Here is a 22469-nt window from a genome sequence, read left to right on the forward strand (position 1 = left end):
CAGCGACGGCTCCGTCTTTTCGAAGGCTCTCAAGGTCCCGCGAGGGGGGATAGGACCTGAAGCCTTTCCAATTTCGGCACAAAAGCGGGGGACTTGCCTTGGCCGAACACGGCGGGTTCTCGCCACGCCGTTGCCCCAGATGTGATCTTTCACCGCCATGTTTGCAAGGCGCGGAGGGCCGGAAAAGCTCACTTGCGCGTGAGAAATACATTACAATTCGTCAAGGAAGAGGGCGCGGCGTCGAGGTCTTTTCCGGCGGTGCGCCGCATGGACTCGGGGGCCGCGCCGGGATAGGCATCGCTCATGCAGAAAGGCGATCACCTCTTCCTCGTCGATGGCTCGGCCTATATCTTCCGCGCCTATCACGCCCTGCCGCCATTGACGCGAAAGTCCGACGGAATGCCGGTCGGCGCCGTGTCGGGCTTCTGCAACATGCTGTGGAAGCTGATCGAGGAATCGCGCGACACGGCGCTGAACAAGACGCCAACCCATTTCGCGGTGATCTTCGACCATTCTTCGACCACGTTCCGCAACGAGCTTTACGAGCACTACAAGGCCAACCGCGCCGAGCCGCCGGAAGACCTGCGCCCGCAATTCGCCCTGATCCGCGAAGCGGTGCGGGCCTTCGACATCCCCTGCATCGAGCAACAGGGCTTCGAGGCGGACGACCTCATCGCCACCTATACGCGTTTGGCTGTCGAGGCTGGCGGCGACGTCACCATCGTGTCCTCCGACAAGGACCTGATGCAGCTCGTCGGCCCCTGCGTCATCCTCTACGACCAGATGAAGGACAAGCGTCTGGGTCCCGAGGACGTGAAAGAGAAGTTCGGCGTTTATCCGGAGAAGATGATCGATCTTCAGTCGCTGGTCGGCGACACCTCGGACAACGTTCCGGGCGTTCCGGGCATTGGCCCGAAGACGGCGGCAGAACTTCTCGATACCTTCGGCACGCTGGAAGCGCTTCTGGAGCGCGCGGGCGAGATCAAACAGGCCAAGCGCCGCGAGAACCTTCTCCTTCACGCCGATCAGGCGCGGCTGTCGAAGCGCCTCGTGACGCTGGAACAGCACATGCCGCTCGACGCGCCGCTGGAGGACCTGCGCCTCCACGAGCCGGACGGCGAGAAGCTGATCGCCTACCTGAAGGCGATGGAGTTCACCACGCTGACGCGGCGCGTCGCCGCCGCGCTCGGGACCGATGCGGCCGCCGTTTCGGCGGCAAAGGTCGAGGTGGACGGGGAGCCACGCGGGCCCGATCTCGATCCGAACGCGGATGCACCCGCTTCCGGCACCGGCCTAGCGCTGACGCCCGCCGATCTCGCGAGCAAACGCCGGGATGCTGCGGCGGGAACCGCGATCGATCGCTCCGCCTATGTCACCATCCGCGATGCCGAGACGCTTCAGAACTGGATGGATAAGGCGCGCGAGAACGGTTTCCTCGCCTTCGACACCGAGACCGACTCGCTCGACGCCACCAAGGCGAACCTCGTCGGCGTGTCCTTCGCACTCGCTCCCGGCGAGGCGGCTTATCTGCCGCTCGCCCACGTGGCGGAAGGGGCGGGGGACCTCCTGTCGGGCGACGAGGAGAAGAACAAGCTCGGGCCCCAGGTGCCCGTCACCGACGCCATCGCCATCCTGAAGCCGGTTCTGGAAGATCCCGCGATCCTGAAGATCGCTCAGAACATGAAGTTCGACTGGCTGGTGATGCGCCGCGAGGGCGTCACCGTCGCGCCCTTCGACGACACGCTCCTGATCTCCTACGTGCTCGACGCGTCCGCTTCGCTGGAAGGCCACGGCATGGACGAATTGTCGGAGCGTTTTCTCGCCCACAAGCCGATCACCTACAAGGAGCTTTGCGGCTCGGGCAAGAACGCCAAGCCCATCGCCGCCTGTCCGATCGACAAGGTGACGGAATATGCCGCCGAGGATGCCGACGTCACCTTGCGGCTTTGGCGGGTGCTGAAGCCCCGTCTCGTCGCCGAAGGGCTGACCGCCGTCTACGAGCGGCTGGAGCGCCCGCTGGTGCCGGTGCTGGCGCGCATGGAAGAGCGCGGCATCAAGGTCGACCGCGAGATCCTGTCGCGCTTGTCAGGGCGCTTCGCGCAGAAGACGGCCGGTTTGGAAGCCGAGATCTCCGAGATGGCCGGCGAGACCTTCAATCCAGGGTCCCCGAAGCAGCTCGGCGACATCCTGTTCGGCAAGCTGGGGCTCCCCGGCGGCAAGAAGACCCGCACCGGCCAATGGTCGACGGATGCGCGCACGCTGGAGGATCTCGCCGCCGAGGGCCATCCGCTGCCGCGCCGCATCGTGGACTGGCGCCAGCTCACCAAGCTGAAGGGCACCTATACCGACGCCCTGCCGGCCTATCTCGACGGGGCGGGGCGCATCCACACGTCCTATTCCATGGCCGCGACCACCACCGGCCGCCTGTCCTCGTCCGAGCCGAACCTTCAGAACATCCCGGTCCGCACGGAAGAAGGAAGGGCCATCCGCACCGCCTTCGTGGCGCCGGACGGGCACAAGCTGATCTCGGCCGACTACAGCCAGATCGAGTTGAGGCTTCTCGCCCACATGGCGGAAATTCCGCAACTCATCCAAGCCTTCCAGGAAGGCATCGACATCCATGTGATGGCGGCGTCCGAAATGTTCGGCGTGCCGCGCGAGAACATGGACCCGGCCATGCGACGTCGGGCGAAGACGATCAATTTCGGCATCATCTACGGCATCTCGGCCTTCGGCCTCGCCAATCAGCTCGGCATCGGGCGGGAAGAAGCCGGGCTCTACATCAAGAAATATTTCGAGCGCTTCCCCGGCATCCGCGACTACATGGACGGCACCAAGGATTTCGCCAAGCGCCACGGCTATGTCGAAACGCTGTTCGGGCGGCGCGCGCATTATCCCGACATCAAGCATTCCAACCCGTCGGTGCGCGCCTTCAACGAGCGCGCTGCGATGAACGCGCCGATCCAGGGCACGGCCGCCGACATCATCCGCCGCGCCATGATCCGCATGGAGGACGCGCTGGCGGCAAGGAAGCTTTCCGCCCGGATGCTGCTTCAGGTTCACGACGAACTCGTCTTCGAGGTGCCGGACGAGGAGGTCGAGGCGACCATTCCGGTGATCCGCGACGTCATGGAAGGCGCGGCTGACCCGGTGGTCGCGCTCGCCGTGCCGCTCGTGGTGGAAGCGCGAGGCGCCGGCAACTGGGAAGAAGCCCACTGAGCGCGCTTGTCCCGTTCCCGTGCGGCCATTCGTCGCCAAAGCGTCGACAGGAAGCGGAAAGGCGCTTTATCGGCCTAACGGGGGTCGCAGGCGGCTGCCGTTCGCAATCTTTTCCAGCTAAGTACCCTGTCGGGGCACATCAGAAGGCCGCGCGAACCACGGCATGACGTCTGAACTTTCGGAAACCGATGAGCCCGCTTCGGCCGGCATGCCCGATGGCATCAGCGCGGCCGCGTTGGCCAAGGTGCCGCTCGCGCTCGTCCTCACCAATCCGCACCTGAAGGACAACCCGATCGTTTATGTGAACGACGCGTTCGGGCGCATCACGGGTTATGCGCCGGCCGCCGCGATCGGGCGCAACTGCCGCTTCCTCCAGGGACCGGAAACCGACCCCACCGCCCATATCCGCATTCGCGAGGCGCTGGTCGCCCAGCGCGACATCTCGCTCGACATCGTGAACTACCGCGCCGACGGCACGAAGTTCATGAACCGGCTGATGATCACGCCGCTCTACGACAGCGAGAACCGGCTGCAATGCTTTCTTGGCGTGCAGCGCGACATGAGCGAGGGGCCGCACGACGCGATCACCGCGCGCGACGGCGGTCCGGCGACCTTGTCGATCGACACGCTGCTCGGCGAGATCCAACACCGCGTGAAGAACCATCTCGCGATGATCATCGGCATGATCCGCATGCAGGCCCGCGTGAAAACGAGCGAGGAAAGCTTCCACGCGCTCGCCCGCCGCATCGAGAGCCTGCAGCTTCTCTACCAGGAGATGACGGAAGCCGGCGTCGCCCATACGCGCTCGGAGCGCGTGCCGCTCGGCGCCTATGTCAGCCGCATCGCCGCCACCATCGGCCATCTCGACGGACGCCGTTCGGTGCGGATCAACGTGGATTGCGACGCGGTGGATATCGATGTCGACCGCGCCGCCCGGATCGGTCTCCTGTTCTCCGAACTCCTCACCAATGCCCTGAAGCACGCCTTCGACGGGCGGGACGAGGGGCTGGTGGAAGCGCGCCTGAAGATGCTCTCCTCCGGCGTCGTGCGCCTCACCGTCACCGATGACGGCGTCGGGCTGAAGCCGGGGTCGCGCTGGCCTTACGGTGGAGCCGCGAAGGACGAGGCGATCGGAAGCGTCGCCACGCGCGAGATCGAGGACGGGGCCGCGCAAACGCTCGACGCCGAGCCGAAGAACGAGCCGAACATGGCGCGCCAGATCGCCGCCGCGATCTCGGAAGGCACGGACGGCCGGCTGCACGGGCGCGAAGCGGGCCAGCCCGCCGACCCCGAGCCCAACGCGGTGACGAGCCAGATGGACGGGCGCGATATCGACTTCCCCGAAGCGCCGGCCGTGGACGATCCCAACATCACCGCGCCCGGCAAGGGCCTCGGCGGCAAGATCGTGCTCAGCCTCGTGCGCGGGCTCGACGCGCGGCTCGACGTCAATTCCGATACGGTCGGAACCACGGTGACGGTGGATATTCCGCGCAGCGAACGGCATCCGGCATGAGCGAAAGATCCTTGAACGCCGATCCGCACCTGATCGTGGGCCTCGACGTGTCTTCCCGGCAGGAGGCCGAGGCCATCGTCGCGGAACTCGGCGATGCGGTTTCCTTCTACAAGATCGGCTACCAGCTCGGTTTTGCCGGCGGGCTGCCGCTCGTCAGCGAACTCGCCCGCGCCGGCAAGTCGGTGTTTCTGGACTTGAAGCTTCACGACATCGCCAACACGGTGGAAAAGGGTGTGGAGAGCGTTTTGCGGCTCGGCGCGACGATGACCACCGTTCATGCCTATCCCCAGGTGATGCGCGCCGCTGCCAAGGCTGCGGAGGGCACCGATCTCACCGTTCTCGGCGTCACCGTCCTCACCTCCCTCGACGCGGGCGATCTCGCCGACGCCGGTTATGCGACGACCGACGTCGCCGCCCTCGTCGAGCGGCGCGCCCTCCAGGCTCGCGAATGCGGCCTTCGCGGGCTCGTTTCCTCCGCAGCCGAAGCCGCCCACCTGCGCGGGCTCGTCGGCCCGGGCATGGCGATCGTGACGCCCGGCATCCGCCCGCAAGGCTCGGCGGCGGGCGACCAGAAGCGCGTCGTGACGCCGGCCGACGCACTGCGAAGCGGGGCCTCGCATCTCGTGGTCGCGCGCCCCATCATCGCGGCTCCCGACCGTCTCGCCGCGGCGAGGGCGATCGTTGCCGAGATGGCAACGGCCTGACGCAATCTTTCTCAGGCATCGTTCTGACGACCGGGGAGAAGCTGGCGCGAAGGCCTAAGGCACTTCGCGCGAGAGATTTGCCGGTAACCCGGCCTTCATCGCGCTGAATGATACTTGGCCGGGAGACGAGAATAGGCCGCAGTTCCGTTACAGGAATTCCTGCCTATTTTTATCGGATCGGAGAGTAGACGCGCTTCTATGCCTATTGGTCGCACGACCGCAACTGTTCGTTTGTGCGTTGCAATAGTCGATGGTAACGTTAGCAAACCAAAAGCCGGAGCGGATGTTGTACCACTTCTACGAATGGAACCACGCAGCGCTCGCTCCGCTTCGCGCCGTAGCCGACGCGACGAAGCTGTTCTACACCAATCCGCTGAACCCTTTCGCTCACACCCAGGCCGGACGAACGCTCGCGGCCATGGCCGAACTCTTCGAGCGCACCACCCGCGTCTACGGTAAACCCGAATTCGGGCTGCACGAGACCTTGGTCGGGGGCATGCGGGCGCCGGTCGCGGAAAAGGTGGTCTGGGAAAAGACCTTCTGCCGTCTCCTCCATTTCGAGCGCGAGCTGCCTGCCGGGCGCCCGACCGGCCCGCGCTTTCTGATCGTCGCGCCGATGTCGGGCCATTACGCCACGCTTCTGCGCGGCACGGTGGATGCGCTCCTTCCTTATGCCGACGTTTATATCACGGACTGGGTGGATGCCCGTCTCGTGCCGGTTTCGGCCGGGCGTTTCGGCCTTGAGGACTATGTCGACTACGTGATCGAGATGCTGCGGCATCTCGGCCCCGACACCCATGTCATCGGCGTCTGTCAGCCGGCCGTGCCGGTGCTAATCGCGACCTCGGTGATGGAAGCGGAGGAGGACCCGGCTTCGCCCGCCTCCATGACGCTGATGGGCGGGCCGATCGATACCCGCATCAACCCGACCGGCGTCAACAAGCTCGCCAAGGAGCACGGCATCGACTGGTTCCGCGAGAACGTCGTGATGGCCGTGCCCTTTCCCCATGCGGGCTTCGGGCGCCTCGTTTATCCGGGCTTCCTGCAGTTGTCGGGCTTCATGTCGATGAACCTCGACCGCCACCTCATCGCCCACAAGGACTTCTTCATGCACCTCGTTCAGAACGACGGGGACAGCGCCGCCAAGCACCGCCAGTTCTACGACGAATACAACGCGGTGATGGACCTGACCGCCGAGTTCTATTTGGAAACGGTGGAGAAGGTCTTCATGACGCATGCGCTGCCGAGAGGCGAGATGACCCATCGCGGCAATCCGGTCGATCCGTCCAAGATCCGCCGCGCCGCGCTTCTGACGGTGGAAGGCGAGAACGACGACATTTCCGGTCTCGGTCAGACCGAGGCCGCGCAAACGCTCTGCTCTTCGCTTCCCGACGACAAGCGCGTCCACTACGTCCAGCCGAAGGTCGGCCATTACGGCGTCTTCAACGGCTCGCGCTTCCGTGCCGAGATCGCGCCGCGCATCGTGGACTTCGCGCTGACGCATGGCGCGGCCGGGATCGCCGCGCGGGCGGCGCGCGAGGAGGAAAAGGCGAAGGACGAGCCGGGCCGTGGCGAAGTCGTCGCGCTGGAGTTCCCAAGCGAACAGGCACCGGAACCGGTGGCGGAGATGGATCGTCCGGCTCTCGACGCCAGCACGGCCATTGCCGCGCTGACGGCAGGCAACGAGGTTTCGCCGACACTGCTGGAGCGCCTGAAGCCCAAATCCAAGCGCAAAGCCTGAGAAGGTAAATTCCACTCGCCGTCATTGAAGCGGCGTTTTCGCGCTCCCATCTCGAAAGTGACGCGACGCCGGTCGCCTCGCTTTTGAAAGGAAAGCGCTTCGATGACATCGCACGCTCTGATCCGTCCCGCCTGGACGCCAGCCACCATCGCCCTCATGGTCGGCGGCTTCATGCTCTACTGGCCGCTCGGCCTCGCCGTTCTCGCCTATATCCTTTGGGGCGAACGGTTGGAGGTTTTCCGCTCCGACGTGAACCGTTCCACCGATCGCGTCTTCAGCGCGTTTCGCCGTTCCGGCTTCGGTCGCGGCACGCCCTTCACCATGGACCGCACCGGCAACGTCGCCTTCAACGACTGGCGCGAGGCCGAGCTTCGCCGCTTGGACGAAGAGCGCCGTCGCCTCGACAGCGCCCGCGCCGACTTCGAGGCCTATGCCCGCGAGTTGCGGCGGGCCAAGGATCAGGAAGAGTTCGAGCGCTTCATGTCGAGCCGTCGCAAGCCCGCCGATCAGGGTCCGATCGTCGAAGGCTGAACCCAAGCTTGAGGTCTTGAACGGCGACGGTCGCGATCATCGCGGCCGTCGCCTTTTCGTGTCGGATATGGTTCGCTGGCGATCATGCGGTTTTGTTCGAATCATCCGTGCCTTTGACCAAGCTTCTGCGCGCCTCGACGCGCGCGACGCCTCTGCCGGACGCGGTCGAGATCGCGGGACGCTCCGTGGCCCTCAGCGTTCGGCGCCACCCCCGCGCGCGCCGCCTGACATTGCGGTTGCAAGGCGAGGGGCTGTCGGTGACGGCGCCGATGCGGGTGCCCAACCGCGCCATTCTGGAATTCGTGGAGCGCCACCACGATTGGGCGAAAACGCGGCTCGAAGCGAAAGCGCCGGGCATTCGCGTCGGGGATGGTGCGGTTCTGCCGTTTCGCGGCGGCGAACTTCACCTTCGGTACGATCCGGCACGCCGCACGTCCGCCTTCGAACACCGCGACGGCAGGCTGCATCTTCTGGTCGGCGGAGAGCCGGAGCACTTCGCCCGCCGGGCCGTCGACGCCGTGAAGAAGGCGGCGCGGGCCGACCTTCAGGCGGCCGTGGAGCGTCACTCCGCCCATGTCGGTTTGAAGCCGGCCGCCCTGGCGCTGAAGGACACGAAAAGCCGCTGGGGCTCCTGCACGGTTGCCCGCCGCCTGTCCTTCTCCTGGCGGATCGTCATGGCCCCGCCCTTCGTTCTGGATTACCTTGCCGCGCATGAAGTGGCGCATTTTCGCGAGATGAACCACGGGGCCGGCTTCTGGGCCTTGTGCCGCGAACTTTGCCCCGGCATGGACGAGGGCAGGGCGTGGTTGAAGCAGAACGGCGCTTCGCTTCACGCTGTGGATTTCAGCACCTGACGCACCGGGCTTGCGGGCCGGGCCGCCCGGCGCGATAAGCTTAAGAGACCCCAAGCGGAACGACCATGGCGCTCGAGATCAAGATCTGCGGCCTGAAGACGGTGGAAGCGATCGACGTTGCGGTCTCGCGCGGCGCGACGCATGTCGGCTTCGTGCATTTCGCCAAGAGCCCGCGCCATCTTGCCTTGAACGAGATGGCGGCGCTTCGGCCCTGTATCCGCCCGCCGGTGAAGCTGGCGGTGGTTCTCGTCGATCCGGACGATGCGCTTTTTGCCGAGATCGTCCAGCGCGTTTCGCCCGACATCCTGCAACTTCACGGCCGCGAAACGCCGGAGCGCGTCGCTGCCGTTCGCGCCATGACGGGCCTTGCCGTCACCAAGGCGCTGTCGATCGGATCGGGCGCCGATCTCGAAGCCGTCGCGCTTTATCGCGATGTCGCCGATCACCTGCTGCTCGACGCCAAGAAGCCGAAAGGCTCGGAGCTTCCCGGTGGCAACGGCGTTTCCTTCGACTGGCGGCTTCTCGCCGGGCTGCCGCCGCGAACCCGCTACATGCTGTCCGGCGGCATTTCGCCGGACAACGTCGCCGAGGTGATCGCCGAAGTCTCGCCCGCCGGCATCGATCTGTCTTCCGGCGTCGAAAGCGCGCCAGGGGTCAAGGACCCCACCCTCATCCACGCCCTGTTCGACGCCCTCCAAGCGTCGGCCGCGCACAGCCAACGGAAAGCATCGTGAACGAGATCTCCCATCCGAACTCCTTCCGCGCCGGCCCGGACGAGGACGGTCGCTTCGGCCTGTTCGGCGGGCGTTTCGTCGCCGAAACGCTGATGCCGCTGATCCTCGACCTCGAAGCTGCGTGGAAGGCCGCGCGGCAGGACCCGGGCTTCAAGGCCGAACTCGACAACCTCAACACGCATTACACCGGCCGTCCGTCCCCGCTTTATTTTGCCGAGCGGCTGACGGAAGAGCTTGGCGGCGCGAAGGTCTATTTCAAGCGCGACGAGCTGAACCATACGGGCTCGCACAAGATCAACAATTGCCTCGGCCAGATCCTGCTCGCCCGGAAGATGGGCAAGACGCGCATCATCGCCGAAACCGGTGCCGGCCAGCATGGCGTGGCGACCGCCACCGTTTGCGCGCGCTTCGGCCTACCTTGCGTCATCTACATGGGCGCGACCGACGTCGAGCGGCAGTCGCCGAACGTCTTCCGCATGAAGCTCCTCGGCGCCGAGATCGTGCCGGTGACAGCCGGTCACGGCACCCTGAAGGACGCCATGAACGAGGCGCTGCGCGACTGGGTGACGAATGTCGATTCGACCTATTATCTGATCGGCACGGCGGCCGGCCCTCATCCTTACCCTGAACTCGTGCGCGAGTTCCAATCGGTGATCGGGGTGGAAGCCAAGGAGCAGATGATGGCGGCCGAAGGGCGTCTGCCGGATCTTCTCGTCGCTGCCGTCGGCGGTGGTTCCAACGCCATCGGCTTGTTCCATCCGTTTCTGGACGACCGCGAAGTCGGCATCGTCGGCGTGGAAGCCGGCGGCAAGGGCCTCGACGGCGAGGAGCATTGCGCTTCGCTCACGGCCGGCAGCCCCGGCGTCCTCCATGGCAACCGCACCTATCTTCTCCAGACGCCGGAAGGGCAGATCAAGGAAGGCCATTCGATCTCGGCCGGCCTCGATTATCCCGGCATCGGCCCGGAGCATTCCTGGCTGAAGGATACGGGCCGCGTCGAATACGTGCCGATCATGGACCGCGAAGCGCTGGACGCCTTCAAGCTCCTGACTCGGACCGAAGGCATCATTCCGGCCCTCGAGCCCGCCCACGCGCTTGCCGAAGTCATCAAGCGCGCGCCCACGATGGGCAAGGACAAGATCATCCTGATGAACCTCTGCGGCCGGGGCGACAAGGATGTGTTCACGGCGGCCAAGCATCTGGGCGTGGATTTGTGAGCCTTGTGGAAGGGAGCGTGCTTGGATGACTAGGACGGCTCGTTCCATCGATATCTCCGACAGCATCCAGGCCGAACTGGAAAAGCAGGCGTCGCGGGAGCGCGTTTCTCCTTCGGTGATCGTGGAACGTGCCCTCGGGGCCTACATCGCTGCCCAAGAGAGAAAATACGCTGCTATCGACGAGGCTTTGGCCGAAGCCGACAAAGGCGTCTTCGTTTCCAGGGAAGCCGTGGAGCGCTGGATCGACTCCTGGGACACGGACAACGAACTGCCGCCGCCGGAACCGGATGTCTTTTTGAAGTGAGGGTTCTCCTTCTTCAAAAGGCCAATGACGACCTTCGTTGGTTTCGGCGGTATTATCGGGATGTGTTCCCACAAGGCCGCAAAACGGCTGGACGGAGCTATCTCGATGCGCTCGATCGACTGTCCGAGATGCCTTGGATCGGACGAGTCGTTTCGGGCCGTCCGGTAAGGGAATATCCGGTGTCGCAAACACCCTTTCTTCTCGTCTATCAGGTTGTCGATGACCGTATCGAGGTGCTGAGGATCATGGACGGACGAGCAGAGCGCGGCGGGAACTGGATCAGTGAGTGATGAGCGTGAGCCCGCGACTCGCGGTCGCCTCGACCATGATATCTATGCTGCGCGCTCGATGCGTTGCGAGGATGTCTGGCATTCCGGAAGCTCCACGCTCAAACTCTATACGATCACCGCCACGCCCGAGCCGATGAACGCCGGAGCGATGGACGCGGCGCGCGAGATCGTGGACGGCGACGGCGCGGCGAACGGCGTCGGCTTCGTGATCCTCCATCGCGGCGAGGAAGCGCTGTGGCTGCTTCTCCACTGGTGGATGCCGGGCGGCATTCTGGCCGAACGGCTGTGGTCCTCGCCCTTGGAGGGACCGATCGCCTTCGAGCCCCGCGACCGGCCCTTGATGGCCTGCGTCTGGGAACTGGTTCCGATCGCGTTCGAGCGCGATGCCTATGTGCGCACGGTCATGAACGGCCGAAGCGATGACGATTACCTGCGGCAACGATTGCCCGATGGACGCTATTGAAATGACTGCGCGTATAGAAGCCCGTTTCGCCAAGCTGAAGGCCGAGAAGCGCCCGGCGCTCGTGACCTTCGTGATGGCCGGCGATCCCGATCCCGAAACGGCCTTCGCCGTCTTGGCCGGCCTGCCGAAAGCGGGAGCCGACGTGATCGAGCTCGGCATGCCCTTCTCCGATCCGATGGCCGACGGGCCGGCGATCCAGAAGGCGGGCCTGCGCGCCCTGAAGGGCGGCGAAACGCTGGCCAAAACGCTCGGGACGGTCCGGCGCTTCCGCGAGATCGATACCGAGACGCCAGTGATCCTGATGGGTTATTTCAACCCGATCTATGTCTACGGCGTCGAGCGCTTCGTGGCGGAAGCCAAGGCCTCCGGCGTCGACGGCCTCATCGTCGTGGACCTGCCGCCGGAAATGGACGACGAACTCTGCCTGCCGGCGATGAATGAAGGCCTCGCCTTCGTGCGCTTGGCGACCCCCACCACCGACGAGCGCCGCCTGCCGGCCGTCCTGAAGAACTCCTCCGGCTTCGTTTACTACGTCTCGATCACCGGCATCACCGGCTCGGCCGCGCCGGATGCCGGCAAGGTCGGAACGGCGGTCGCGCGCATCAAGGGCCATACCGACCTGCCGGTCTGCGTCGGCTTCGGCGTCAGGACACCCGAACAAGCGCTCGCCATCGGGAGCGCGGCGGACGGGGTCGTGGTCGGCTCCGCACTCGTCGGCGCGCTGGAAGCCTCGCTGGAAGAGGGGCGTGCGACCGAACAATCGCCGGAGGCCGTTCTGTCGCTTGTGCGTGAGCTGAGCATGGGGCTCGGCGGTGGGCATCTTGCCGAAGCCTGAAGAAAAGTCCATCTGATCCGCAACGGCACCGACCGACTGGACCTGTTTCGCCTTGAACTGGATCACCAACTACGTTCGCCCCAAGATCACGAGCCTCCTGACGCGGTCGGAGGTTCCCGAGAATCTTTGGATCAAGTGCCCCGAAACCGGGGAGATGGTCTTCCACAAAGATCTCGAAGCCAACCAGTGGGTGATCCCGACCTCCAACCACCACATGCGCATCAGCGCCAAGGAGCGGTTGAAGTTCTTCTTCGATAACGGCGAATACCACGCGGTCGAGTTGAAGAAGGTCGCAGCCGATCCGCTGAAGTTCCGCGACGAACGGCGCTACGTGGACCGCTTGAAGGACGCGCGGGCGAAGACGGGTCTCGAGGATTCCGTTCTTGTGGCGCGCGGCGCGATCGACGGGCTCGGCATCGTCGCCTGCGTGCAGGATTTCGCCTTTATCGGCGGCTCGCTCGGCATGGCGGCCGGCGAGGCAATCGTCACCGCCGCCGAAAGCGCGGTGGAGCGACGTCGGCCGCTGGTGCTTTTTGCCTGTTCCGGCGGCGCGCGCATGCAGGAGGGCATCCTGTCCCTCATGCAGTTGCCGCGCACGACGGTCGCGGTGGAAATGGTGAAGGAAGCCGGGCTTCCCTACATCGTCGTCCTCACCAACCCGACCACGGGCGGCGTTACGGCCTCCTATGCCATGCTCGGCGACGTGCACATCGCCGAACCCGGCGCCCTGATCGGCTTTGCCGGCCAGCGCGTGATCGAGCAGACGATCCGCGAGAAACTGCCCGAAGGCTTCCAGCGCGCCGAATATCTGATGGAACACGGCATGGTGGACATGGTGGTCCATCGCCACGAACTGAAGTCCACCATCTCGCGCCTTCTCAAGGTGATGATGAAGCAGCCGGCCGAGACGATCTCCACGGTCGATCGTTCGGCGGCCGAAGCGCACGCCTCGAGCCTCGCCGACGCGGCCGAGTGAGCAGGGTGCCGGACGCGGCAAGCCAAACGCAGCGCGCCATCGACGCGCTGTCGTTGAAGCATCCGAAGGGCTACGACCTGTCGCTGGAGCGTATCCGGCGCCTTCTGGCGCGCCTCGGCGACCCGCATCTCGCTCTGCCGCCGGTGATCCATGTCGCCGGCACCAACGGCAAGGGTTCGACGGTCGCGACCATGCGCGCCATCCTGGAAGCTGGCGGCCTGTCCGTCCATGTCCACACCTCGCCCCATCTCGTCGACTGGCGGGAGCGGTTTCGCCTCGGGCGGCCCGGCGAGCGCGGGCAGTTGGTGGCGGATGGCGTTCTCGCCGCCACGATCGCGCGGGTGGTCGAGGCGAATGCGGACGAGCCGATCACGATCTTCGAAATCCTGACGGCCGCCATGTTCGTGCTTTTTGCCGAACACCCGGCCGATGTCGCCCTGATCGAGGTCGGGCTCGGTGGCCGGCTTGACGCCACCAACGTCGTGGAACGGCCGGCGGCCAGCGTCGTCACCACGATCTCGCTCGACCATCAGTCCTATCTCGGCGACACGGTGCGCCAGATCGCGGCGGAAAAGGCGGGCATCGTCAAGCGCGGAACGCCGGTGGTGATCGGCCAGCAGGGCGAGCCGGATGCTTTGGAAGTCCTTCGCTCGGCCGCCCAGCGCGCCTTCGCGCCGGTCGCCTTCTATGGCGAGGACTTTCTCGCCTTCGAGGAGCACCGCCGGCTCGTGTATCAGGACGCTGAGGGGCTTCTCGATCTGCCGCTGCCCCGGCTTGCCGGACGCCATCAGCTCGCCAATGCCGCCACCGCCATCGCGGCCCTGCGGCTTGCCGGCTTCAGCCCGTCCGAACGGGCGATCGAGCAAGGCTTGGCTGCGGTGGAGTGGCCCGCGCGGCTCCAGCGCATCCAGACGGGGCTCTTGGTCGAGGCGGCCGTGCCGGGCGCGGAAATCTGGCTCGACGGCGGGCATAATCCCGGCGCGGGCGCGGCCATCGCCGAGGTGATCGCGGACATGGAGGAACGTGTGTCGCGCCCGCTGTTTCTGATCGCCGGAATGCTGAACACCAAGGACCCCGCCGGCTTCTTCGCACCTTTCGAGGGCATCGCGCGCCGCGTTTATGCGGTGCCGATCGCGAGTTCCGATGCGGGACTTTCCCCCGAAAGCCTGGCGGCCTCCGCCAATGCCGCCGGCCTGCCGGCCGAGCCCGCCACCGACGTCCTGTCGGCGATCCGCGCCATTTCGGATGGATGGGCGGAAGAAGCGCCGCCGCGCCTTCTCGTGTGTGGCTCGCTTTATCTGGCGGGCGACGTTCTGCGTCTCAGCGGCCTCGCGCCGGCCTGAAACGAAGAAGCCCGGCGCGAAGGCCGGGCTTTTCCCATGAAGCGGTGAGAGAAGAACTCTCAGGCGCCCGCGTGCTTGATCCAGTCGAGGAGCTTCGATTTCGCCGCCGCGCCGACCATCGTGTCGGCATGCTCGCCATTCTTGAACAGCATCAAGGTCGGGATCGAGCGCACGCCGAACTGGGCGGCGAGATCCGGGTTCTCGTCGATATTGACCTTGGCGATCCGCACATCCGCCATCTCGTTGGAAATTTCCTCGAGGCTCGGCGCGATCATCTTGCAGGGACCGCACCATTCCGCCCAGAAATCGACCACGACCGGCTTGTCGGACTGCAGGACTTCGGCCTGGAAATTGCTGGAATCGATCTTGGTGGTGGCCATGGAAGGCTCCTGAATCAGTTTCGAAGCTAGAGGTAGAAGCGAGGACCCTCCAAATCAAGCGACGGCGCTCCGCTTGATGAGGGCCGCGTCCATCGCCGATCCCGGCACCTCGATGAGGTTCGGCCCTTCGGTGAAGAGAAGCGCCGCGCGCAGGGCAAGTTTCGGGTAGAGCGGCTGCAGCAGGCGGCGATAAAGCGCGAGCTGAAGAATGTACGGTGCCGGCACATCATCCAGCGTTTCCGCCGGGGGGCGCGTCGTCTTGTAGTCGAGGATCAGCACCTCGGTCGGTGAGACCGCGAGGCGATCCACGGTGCCGGATACGGCATATTGCCGTGGTCCGAGAGCGATCGTCCCCGCCACCGACACTTCCGCCCGGCTGCCGGGCGCGAAGGCCTCCGCAAAGCCGGGATCGGCGAGGATCGCGAGCGCTTGCCCCAGCATCGCATCCCGCTCGCCATCCTCGATATCGGGCGCGACGCGGCGAAGATGGGCGCCACCGGTGCTTTCCCGCTCGCCGGGCGGCACCTCCGGCAGCACCTGGAGAAGGCGATGCATGGCGGTGCCGCGCCGGATGGCGAGCGAAGGCCGCTGCGGGCCAAGGCCCAGCACCGGCGAAAGCGATGCGGTCGCGGCTTCTTCCTCGTCCTCCGCCGTTTCCAGGCGATGAACGCCGCCGGCGGTGGAAGGCGAAAGCGGTCGCGGCGCGAGCGGCTCATCCGGCAAGGGGCTGAGATCCAGCGCGCGGGGCGGTGGGGGAGGCGGCTCGGTTCCGGCATCCGCCGCTGCGTGGACCTCCGGCAGCGTTCCCCGACGCCAGCCGATCACCGCATCGTTTTCATCCAGAATTTCCTCCGCCACCGGCTTCAGCGCGGCGGTGACGCGCTTCAGCCAGCTTTCCTCGTGGCCGCCGCGCGTGCCCGCCGTGCCGCAGACCACGAGACGATCGGCGGCCCGCGTCATGCCGACGTAAAGGAGGCGGCGATATTCGTCTTCGGCGAGGCGCTTCTCATCCTCGCGCAAAGCCCGGACCGTGCCGTTCTCCAGGCTCTTGTCGGCGCGCCACAGGAAGCCGGGCGCTTGGTCCGGGTAAAGGCCGGGCATGGTCTCCCAGCGGATCAGCTTCGCCCCGTGCGAATGGGAAAAGGGCGCCGAGCCTGGATCGACCAGGAACACCACCGGCGCTTCCAGACCCTTGGACGCGTGGACGGTCATGATCCGCACCTCGCTGCGCCCATGCTCCATCTCGCGCTTCACTTCGGGCGGTGCGGCGCAAAGCTCGGCGAGAAAGGCGTCGAGCCCGGCGCGTCCGTCTTCTTCGGCCGCCAAGGCCAGATCGAGAAAGGCGTCGATCACCTCGCCCGCATCGCTGCCGAGCCGCCCGGTGAGAAGCGCGCGGCCGCCTTCCGGGCCGAGCACGCGCGCATAGAAGGAAAACACGCCGGAAAAGCCCGCGCGGCTTCTGAGGTCTTCGAGCCGCGCGAAGGTTGCCCGCGCCTTTTCCAGGAAGGGCGCGCGCGCTTTCTCGGGAAGGAAGGTCGGTACGAGCCGGCCACCGTTCGGGCGCGACAGGTTCCGCAGGGCGAAGTAAAGGCCGATATGCTCGTCCTTGCCGTCGCGCGACAAGGCCAGCGCCATCAGTTCGTCCTCGGTGAAGCCGAAGAGCGGGCTTTTCAGGCAGGCGGCGAGCGACAACTCGTCCTCGACATTGGCGATGGCGTGGCCGAGCGCCATCAGGTCCTGCACAGCGATATGGTCGGTGAGGACGAGACGGTCGGCTCCCGCCACCGGCACGCCGATCTCCCTGGCGCGCAGCGCCTTGGCCATGGCGGCGACGAAGCCGGAGCGCTTGCGCACCAGCACCAGGACATCGCCCGGCGTCATCGGCCGCCAGCCGTTCTTGCCCCGGATCGGCGTGCCGAGCCAAGCCTTGATCTGGCGCGCGATGCGCCGGGCGAGCCGGTTGGCGGGCGAGGATTCGGGCTCCGCGTCGACCGGCTCGCGCCAATCGTCCGGCTCGGTGAGGCTCGCGGCCTCGAAGGCCGGCCAAACTTCCACGATGCCGGGATCGCCCGAGCGCGCCGTTTCATGCGCCGGGGCCGAGCCTTCCGCCGACAGGCCGCGACGGTTCTCGGGATCGGTGAAGACGAGGTCCACCGCGTCGAGGATCTCGGCGGCCGAGCGGAAGGACTGGTGGAGCCGGCGTTCGCTGAAGGGCATGCCGGAGCTTTCCGCCCGCTCGCGCAGACGCCGACGCTCCTCCGCGAAGCGCAGAGGGGAGGCACCCTGGAAGGAGTAGATCGACTGCTTCTCGTCGCCGACGGCAAAAACGGTGCGGGTGACGCCCCGCGCCGACGCGCCGACGAAGAACTCGTCCACAAGAGCGTTCATCACCTGCCATTGGCGCGGGCTCGTGTCCTGCGCCTCGTCGATCAGCACGTGGTCGATGCCCTGGTCGAGCTTGTAATGCACCCAGCCCGCCGCTTCCGAGCGCGACAGGAGGTCGGCGGTGCGCACCACGAGGTCCTCGAAGTCGAGCCGGCCGCGCCGCCGCTTCAGGATCGCGTAGTCCTCTTCCAGCCGGTCGGCGACGGACAAAGCCGCGCGGCTCGCCCGGAACAGGCGCAGCGAGGAAAGGCGCTCGTCCACGTCGCCGATCTGGCCGGCGAGCGCGGCAAGGCGCTCCGTGAAATCCTCGTGGAAGTCCGTAACGCTCTTCGTCGCGACGCTGCCCGGCTTTCGCGGCTCGCCCTTCTGGGTGAAGGCGATGGCGCGCAGGGCCTCCAGCCGCGATCTGGCGTGCGGGGCATTCTCCACGGCTTCGAGATTGCGCTCGAGCGTCTTGTCGGTCGCCTTGGTGCTCGTCGCGGCGAGGGCGGCGAGGTTCCGGCGGAAGGGCGCGTCGAAACCCTCGATCTTCTGAAGGCCACCGGCGACGATCTCTTCCTCCGACTCCTCACCCGAAAGGCCGAGGCTCTTCGCCAGCTTCTCGATGGCCGGGTCGAGCCCGCCCGTATCCTCGACGTAGCGACGGATCGGATCGCGCTTGGCCACGATCTCGGACAGAAGGGCGTCGAGACCCCATTCGCCGCCGAAGGACAGAACCTCGGCGAAGCTTTCGGCGAGCCGTGCTTTCTCGCCCAAGGGGTGGCCGTCGCCGGTGACGAGCCGACGCCGCGCTTCGCCGAGAAGCATGGCGCTCTGCTTGTCGTCCAGAACCTCGAAATGGCCCGCGACATTGGCTTCCAGCGGGAACTGGTGAAGGATCGCCTCGCAAAAGGCGTGGATAGTCTGGATCTTCAAACCGCCCGGCGTTTCCAAGGCCCGCGCGAAAAGCCGCCGCGCTTGCCTGCGGTCGTCGTCCGCGACGGCACGTCCGAAAAGCCGCGCCAGTTCCTCGTCGAGTTCGGCGTCGCCGGCCGTCGTCCAGCGTGACAAACGGGCGAAGACGCGCGTCGACATCTCGGCCGCGGCGGCCTTCGTATAGGTCAGGCAAAGGATCTTGGCGGGATCGGCCCCCGACAGGAGAAGGCGCACGACGCGCTCGGTAAGAACATGCGTCTTGCCGGAGCCCGCATTGGCCGCGACGATCACCGAGCTTGCCGGATCGGACGCGCCGAGCTGCGCCTGGTGTGTGGCTTCGGAAACGAGGAGCGCGCTCATTCCATCTCCTCCTCGTCGTCGCCGACGGCCCATTCGCGCACCCGCGCCAGATGGTCGTAGTCGCCGGAAAGGTCGCTTTGCAGAAAGGGCCGCGCCCGCGACAGGAAGGGCGTTTCGGCATCCGCGTAGAAGGCGGCAAGGTCGCGGAAGCGGTGGAGCGCTTCTTCCGACAGGTCGTCGCCGGTGATCGTTTCGCCGGTCTTGCGGTTCTCGTGCGACAGGCCTTCTTCGATCAGTTCGCGCTCGCGAAGGCGCACATAGGAAAGCTCCGACACCTCGCCGACCGGGCCTTTCGTGTCGGCGAAGGCGCCGCGCTTGGCCATCGCGCCTTCCAAGGGAAGCTGCGGGGCGAGCAGCACGCGCGCCTGACGCACGGAAGGGTTCACGCCGGTCTTGAAATCGATGATCTCCACCCGCCCGTCCGCCATCACGTCGATGCGGTCGGCATAGCCGGTGAGGGTCACGCCGATATCCTCGAAGCGCGTTTCGCCGCGCGTTTCCACCAGGCGGTGGACCACCCGCTCGGTCCGGCCGCGCTCCCAAACGATATAGTTCGTGGCGAGCGTTTCCATGCGCGGCCACCAGACGGCCTCGATCTCCTTCGGCAGGGCTTCCTTCTCGAAATGCTCGGCAGCGACGGCAAGGAGGCGCGTTTCGGCATCGGGCGCGGCGGGGTCCGCGCCGCTCTTGGCGTAGTCCGCGAGGATCGCGTGGAAGAGATTGCCGCGATCAGCCGCGCCATGGCTGCGCATGAGTTCCGGAAAGGGTTCGAGCTTCAACACGCGGCGGGCATGGACGGCATAGGGGTCGCGGATCAGGCGCTCCACTTCCGTCACCGAATAGCGGTCGAGACGGCGGGCTTTCGGCGGCACCGGGGCGGGGCGCTCGGCGCGCGGCAGGCCGCTTTTCGCTTCGTCGAGAAGGCAGGCGTGGTGGAGAAAGGTGCGACCTTCCTCGCGCATCTGTTTTGCGCCGGCCTCTCCCGCCAGCGTCAGGAGGCGCTGGAGCCAGCGCGATGCGATGGTCGGCGCGCCCTCGGAGCGGGTGGAGCGCGTCATCAACACGCGCTCCATGCCGAGCGCCATCTGGATGTCGTGGGCGGCCAAGCCGATCAGGCGCTCGGGCGGCTCCAGCATCACCTCGGCCCGCATCAGCCGCGACAGAAAGGCGTCGGAAGTGGAGCGCTGCGGCCAGACGCCCTCGTTGAGACCGCCGAGGATGATCACGTCGACATGCTGAAGGCGCGATTCCAGCGCGCCCCAGATAAAGGCGCGGCCCGACAAACCGCCGCGCGGGCGAACGCCTTCGGCGGCAACCAGGGCTTCCAGCACGTCCGGCAATTCGGTGGGCGGAAAAGCGAAGCCGGTTTCAGGGCAGGACACGAGCTTCCGCAGGAATTCGGCCGCCGCCGCGCCCGTTTCGGTCGCGTAGAACGGCGTCGGGGCACCTTCTTCGTCGCAGGCGAGAGCTTCCAGCGAGCGGGTGAGGGCCACCGCGAAAGCCTGCACCTCGGCTTCCCTTCCGCCGCGCAGCTCGATCAACGGCATCAGGGCCGCTTCGAGCTTCCTGGCGACGTCGCAGGCAAGCTTGCGGTCGTCTTCCAGAACGAGGCGCACGGCCCTGGCGATGCGGGGCGCCGGACCCGTCGCCGCATCATGCGCCTGCCGGTCGAAGACCTTGATCGCCTCGTCGAGGATGGAGCAGATGCGGGCGGCGTCGGCGGTGCCGACATTGCCGCGCAGCGCCAGGATCTCGATGGCGCGCGCCGCACGGCGCGCTTCCACGGCAGAATGGCCGAGGCGCACCAGCGGGTGCTTCAAAAGCGCCACCAGCGCCACCGGATCGCCGGGGCGAAGCGCGCAGTCGAGCGCCAGCGACATCAGCGTGCCGGGCGGCGTCGCGCCGAGCGGGCGACCGGCCGAATCGTTGGCCTTGACGCCGAAGCGCTCCAGTTCGGAGCAGACGCGGCGCGCAAGGCTGCGGTTCGGCGTCGTCAGCGCGACGGTGGCTTTGGGATCGGACAAGGCGTCGCGCATGGCGACCGCAATGGCGAGCGCCTCCTCGCGCTCGTTCTCGGCTTCGATCAGGGCCAGCCCCTCGAAGGCCTTTGGCGGGTGGCGATGGCCGGGCTCGCCCCAGCGGTCGGTGGTCGCGGCCGGGCGCATGGCATCCGACACGAAGGCCTCGCGCGCCGACAAGGGCGCCTCGTCCGGCGGTGCCAGATGGTCGACCGCCTCGCGTGAAACGAGAAGGCCGGTGAGCATGCGCTTCATCACATATTGCGGATGGCCGGGCGCACTGCCCGACAACCGCATCTCGCCCCCGGCGCGGATGGCGTCGAAGGACGCGTCGTCCAGAAACCGGTCGAGGCCGGGCAGAACGAGCGCGCCGTCCGAGCGGTTGGCGACGCCGCGCATCAAGGTCAGGGTCGCGGGCGAGATGGCGGTGGAGCCGGCGACCACCACCGGGCCCTTACCTTCTTCTCTAACGAGGCGCTCCGCTTCGGCCAGAATCCGCTCGTTCTTGGCCCGCGCCTCGTCCATCACGCCGCGCTCGGCCAGGATCGCCGGCCAATGCTCGGTGAGGATCTGGAGGAAGGTCAGCGTCAACTGCCACCAGCCGGCGAGGCGTTCGGGCGCGAGACCCGCCAGCGCGGTCAGGGTCGTGCCCTCCGTTTCCACCTCATCGAAAAGCCGCGCGAGGTCGCGCGACAGCCATAGGGCGTCGGCCGAGGACACCGGCAGAACGATATCCTCGCCCTCGAAAAGCCCGCCCGCCACACCGGTAATGCGCGTCTTCCATTGGCGCACGAAGCGGGCGATCAGGATCTGCCTTTCCGTCGCGCCTATCACCGGGGTGAGGGTCGCCAAGCCGGCGGGTTCGGGCAAAAGCGCCGTTTCGTCGCCTTCGCCCAGCGTTCTGATCGCCGGCAGGATCGCCGTTTCGCCGCCGAGCGCCAGCGCGAATTCCTGGCCGAGCGCCCGCACGGCGCGGCGCGTCGGCAGGTAGACGGTGAGGTTGGCGAGCGCCAAAGGATCGTCGCGGAACCGGCGGCCGGGCAGAATACGCCCGTCGAGAATGCCTTGCGCAAGCGTGCGAAGGAAAGGCAGGCCGGGCGCGATGGAATGAATATTGGCGGGCATGGGATGGTCCGAAAACTTAACTGTCGGATGCCGGAAGGGACGCTGAACTCGATCGAGCGGTCAAGAACCGGGAAACGTTTCCGGCCAGCGCCGCGCTGCGTGGAAGATCGCCACAATCTCGATGCGCTCCCGCAAACGGTAGACGATCAGATAGGGCGTCCCGCGAACACGCAGGCGGCGCGTGCGGCCATCCGGGCTTTGGGGGCCGAGCTTGGGATGATAGGCCACGGACCCGGCCGCTTCTATGATGCGAAGCACGATCTTCTCGGCCGCTTTCGGCCTGTCGACCGCGATATGAGCGGCGATCTGGTCGAGATCGCGAAGCGCGTCGTCCAGCCAGATGACATCATCCATTGCGGATGTATTTGCCGATTACGGCGCGGACCTCTTCGGCGGAAGCGAAGCGCCCTTCGTCGGCCGCCTTCAGCCGCTCTTCCACCCGCTGCTCCTGCCATGCGCGAATGTCGGCGGGCGCCTCGCTGGCAACAGATAATGGGGCTTCGTCCGGTGCCGAAGGGCGGGGCGTCTGCGTCATGGGGCGATCATGCCACGCAAAGCGTGG

Annotated in this window: 19 protein-coding genes; 14 read left to right on the forward strand and 5 right to left on the reverse strand. The window is 66.4% G+C overall.

Annotated elements, in window-relative coordinates; genetic code table 11:
- Positions 1-303: 303 nt before the first annotated feature.
- The 14 genes from polA (at position 304) to F9929_RS11015 (ending at position 14724) form a co-directional block, all read left to right on the forward strand.
- Positions 304-3219: a DNA polymerase I gene (gene polA, locus F9929_RS10955; RefSeq protein ID WP_152046616.1), complete on the forward strand. Its 2916-nt coding sequence runs from the start codon at positions 304-306 to the stop codon at positions 3217-3219.
- A 163-nt stretch (positions 3220-3382) separates the two neighbouring features.
- Positions 3383-4732 (forward strand): PAS domain-containing protein, encoded by a 1350-nt coding sequence (locus F9929_RS10960; protein WP_152046617.1) that lies wholly within the window; start codon positions 3383-3385, stop codon positions 4730-4732.
- Positions 4729-5436, forward strand: coding sequence for an orotidine-5'-phosphate decarboxylase (gene pyrF / locus F9929_RS10965; protein WP_152046618.1), 708 nt, complete (start codon positions 4729-4731; stop codon positions 5434-5436). The genes F9929_RS10960 and pyrF overlap by 4 nt, the downstream gene beginning before the upstream one ends.
- A gap of 283 nt (positions 5437-5719) precedes the next feature.
- On the forward strand, positions 5720-7177 hold the full coding sequence (locus tag F9929_RS10970) for a polyhydroxyalkanoate depolymerase (RefSeq protein WP_152046619.1): 1458 nt from the start codon (positions 5720-5722) through the stop codon (positions 7175-7177).
- Positions 7178-7279: 102 nt separating this feature from the next.
- The gene (locus F9929_RS10975) at positions 7280-7708 is read left to right on the forward strand and encodes a DUF2852 domain-containing protein (protein WP_152046620.1); all 429 of its coding nucleotides are present in this window, start codon (positions 7280-7282) and stop codon (positions 7706-7708) included.
- A gap of 107 nt (positions 7709-7815) precedes the next feature.
- A complete protein-coding gene (locus F9929_RS10980) occupies positions 7816-8562 on the forward strand; it encodes a M48 family metallopeptidase (RefSeq protein WP_152046621.1) in 747 nt (248 codons plus the stop codon).
- 65 nt (positions 8563-8627) lie between these two features.
- Positions 8628-9296 (forward strand): phosphoribosylanthranilate isomerase, encoded by a 669-nt coding sequence (locus tag F9929_RS10985; protein WP_152046622.1) that lies wholly within the window; start codon positions 8628-8630, stop codon positions 9294-9296.
- Positions 9293-10513, forward strand: a complete 1221-nt coding sequence (gene trpB, locus F9929_RS10990; protein WP_152046623.1) for a tryptophan synthase subunit beta — start codon at positions 9293-9295, stop codon at positions 10511-10513. The genes F9929_RS10985 and trpB overlap by 4 nt, the downstream gene beginning before the upstream one ends.
- Before the next feature lie 25 nt (positions 10514-10538).
- The gene (locus F9929_RS23990) at positions 10539-10817 is read left to right on the forward strand and encodes a CopG family transcriptional regulator (protein WP_193227707.1); all 279 of its coding nucleotides are present in this window, start codon (positions 10539-10541) and stop codon (positions 10815-10817) included.
- The gene (locus F9929_RS10995) at positions 10814-11107 is read left to right on the forward strand and encodes a type II toxin-antitoxin system RelE/ParE family toxin (RefSeq protein ID WP_193227708.1); all 294 of its coding nucleotides are present in this window, start codon (positions 10814-10816) and stop codon (positions 11105-11107) included. The genes F9929_RS23990 and F9929_RS10995 overlap by 4 nt, the downstream gene beginning before the upstream one ends.
- On the forward strand, positions 11100-11570 hold the full coding sequence (locus F9929_RS11000) for a hypothetical protein (RefSeq protein ID WP_152046625.1): 471 nt from the start codon (positions 11100-11102) through the stop codon (positions 11568-11570). Before F9929_RS10995 ends, F9929_RS11000 begins: the two co-directional genes overlap by 8 nt.
- 1 nt (position 11571) lies before the next feature.
- Complete coding sequence (gene trpA, locus F9929_RS11005) at positions 11572-12405, forward strand: tryptophan synthase subunit alpha (protein ID WP_152046626.1); 834 nt, start codon at positions 11572-11574, stop codon at positions 12403-12405.
- 52 nt (positions 12406-12457) lie between these two features.
- Positions 12458-13381 carry an acetyl-CoA carboxylase, carboxyltransferase subunit beta gene (gene accD / locus F9929_RS11010; protein WP_152046627.1) on the forward strand — a complete coding sequence of 308 codons (924 nt, stop codon included), beginning with the start codon at positions 12458-12460 and terminating at the stop codon, positions 13379-13381.
- A gap of 5 nt (positions 13382-13386) precedes the next feature.
- Positions 13387-14724 carry a bifunctional folylpolyglutamate synthase/dihydrofolate synthase gene (locus F9929_RS11015; protein ID WP_193227724.1) on the forward strand — a complete coding sequence of 446 codons (1338 nt, stop codon included), beginning with the start codon at positions 13387-13389 and terminating at the stop codon, positions 14722-14724.
- A 59-nt stretch (positions 14725-14783) separates the two neighbouring features.
- On the opposite strand, the gene trxA is transcribed toward F9929_RS11015, so the two are convergent.
- The 5 genes from trxA to F9929_RS11040 are packed head-to-tail and all read right to left on the reverse strand — an operon-like array spanning position 14784 to position 22442.
- Complete coding sequence (gene trxA, locus F9929_RS11020; protein ID WP_152046629.1) at positions 14784-15104, reverse strand: thioredoxin; 321 nt, start codon at positions 15102-15104, stop codon at positions 14784-14786.
- A gap of 54 nt (positions 15105-15158) precedes the next feature.
- The gene (gene addA / locus F9929_RS11025; protein WP_152046630.1) at positions 15159-18764 is read right to left on the reverse strand and encodes a double-strand break repair helicase AddA; all 3606 of its coding nucleotides are present in this window, start codon (positions 18762-18764) and stop codon (positions 15159-15161) included.
- Positions 18761-21907, reverse strand: a complete 3147-nt coding sequence (addB, locus tag F9929_RS11030; RefSeq protein WP_152046631.1) for a double-strand break repair protein AddB — start codon at positions 21905-21907, stop codon at positions 18761-18763. The genes addA and addB overlap by 4 nt, the downstream gene beginning before the upstream one ends.
- A 60-nt stretch (positions 21908-21967) precedes the next feature.
- Entirely contained in the window at positions 21968-22261 is a 294-nt protein-coding gene (locus F9929_RS11035; RefSeq protein WP_152046632.1) for a type II toxin-antitoxin system RelE/ParE family toxin, read from the reverse strand.
- A complete protein-coding gene (locus F9929_RS11040) occupies positions 22254-22442 on the reverse strand; it encodes a hypothetical protein (protein ID WP_152046633.1) in 189 nt (62 codons plus the stop codon). The genes F9929_RS11035 and F9929_RS11040 overlap by 8 nt, the downstream gene beginning before the upstream one ends.
- Between the last annotated feature and the right edge of the window lie 27 nt (positions 22443-22469).

The organism is Aureimonas psammosilenae (assembly GCF_009176975.1).
Lineage (GTDB): Bacteria > Pseudomonadota > Alphaproteobacteria > Rhizobiales > Rhizobiaceae > Plantimonas > Plantimonas psammosilenae.

Excerpts from the sequence above, each read along its gene's own strand:
- polA (WP_152046616.1), top strand. The coding sequence starts at position 304 with ATGCAGAAAGGCGATCACCTCTTCCTCGTCGATGGCTCGGCCTATATC.
- F9929_RS10960 (WP_152046617.1), top strand. The coding sequence starts at position 3,383 with ATGACGTCTGAACTTTCGGAAACCGATGAGCCCGCTTCGGCCGGCATG.
- pyrF (WP_152046618.1), top strand. The coding sequence starts at position 4,729 with ATGAGCGAAAGATCCTTGAACGCCGATCCGCACCTGATCGTGGGCCTC.
- F9929_RS10970 (WP_152046619.1), top strand. The coding sequence starts at position 5,720 with ATGTTGTACCACTTCTACGAATGGAACCACGCAGCGCTCGCTCCGCTT.
- F9929_RS10975 (WP_152046620.1), top strand. The coding sequence starts at position 7,280 with ATGACATCGCACGCTCTGATCCGTCCCGCCTGGACGCCAGCCACCATC.
- F9929_RS10985 (WP_152046622.1), top strand. The coding sequence starts at position 8,628 with ATGGCGCTCGAGATCAAGATCTGCGGCCTGAAGACGGTGGAAGCGATC.
- F9929_RS23990 (WP_193227707.1), top strand. The coding sequence starts at position 10,539 with ATGACTAGGACGGCTCGTTCCATCGATATCTCCGACAGCATCCAGGCC.
- trpA (WP_152046626.1), top strand. The coding sequence starts at position 11,572 with ATGACTGCGCGTATAGAAGCCCGTTTCGCCAAGCTGAAGGCCGAGAAG.
- trxA (WP_152046629.1), bottom strand. The coding sequence starts at position 15,104 with ATGGCCACCACCAAGATCGATTCCAGCAATTTCCAGGCCGAAGTCCTG.
- addA (WP_152046630.1), bottom strand. The coding sequence starts at position 18,764 with ATGAGCGCGCTCCTCGTTTCCGAAGCCACACACCAGGCGCAGCTCGGC.
- addB (WP_152046631.1), bottom strand. The coding sequence starts at position 21,907 with ATGCCCGCCAATATTCATTCCATCGCGCCCGGCCTGCCTTTCCTTCGC.
- F9929_RS11035 (WP_152046632.1), bottom strand. The coding sequence starts at position 22,261 with ATGGATGATGTCATCTGGCTGGACGACGCGCTTCGCGATCTCGACCAG.
- F9929_RS11040 (WP_152046633.1), bottom strand. The coding sequence starts at position 22,442 with ATGACGCAGACGCCCCGCCCTTCGGCACCGGACGAAGCCCCATTATCT.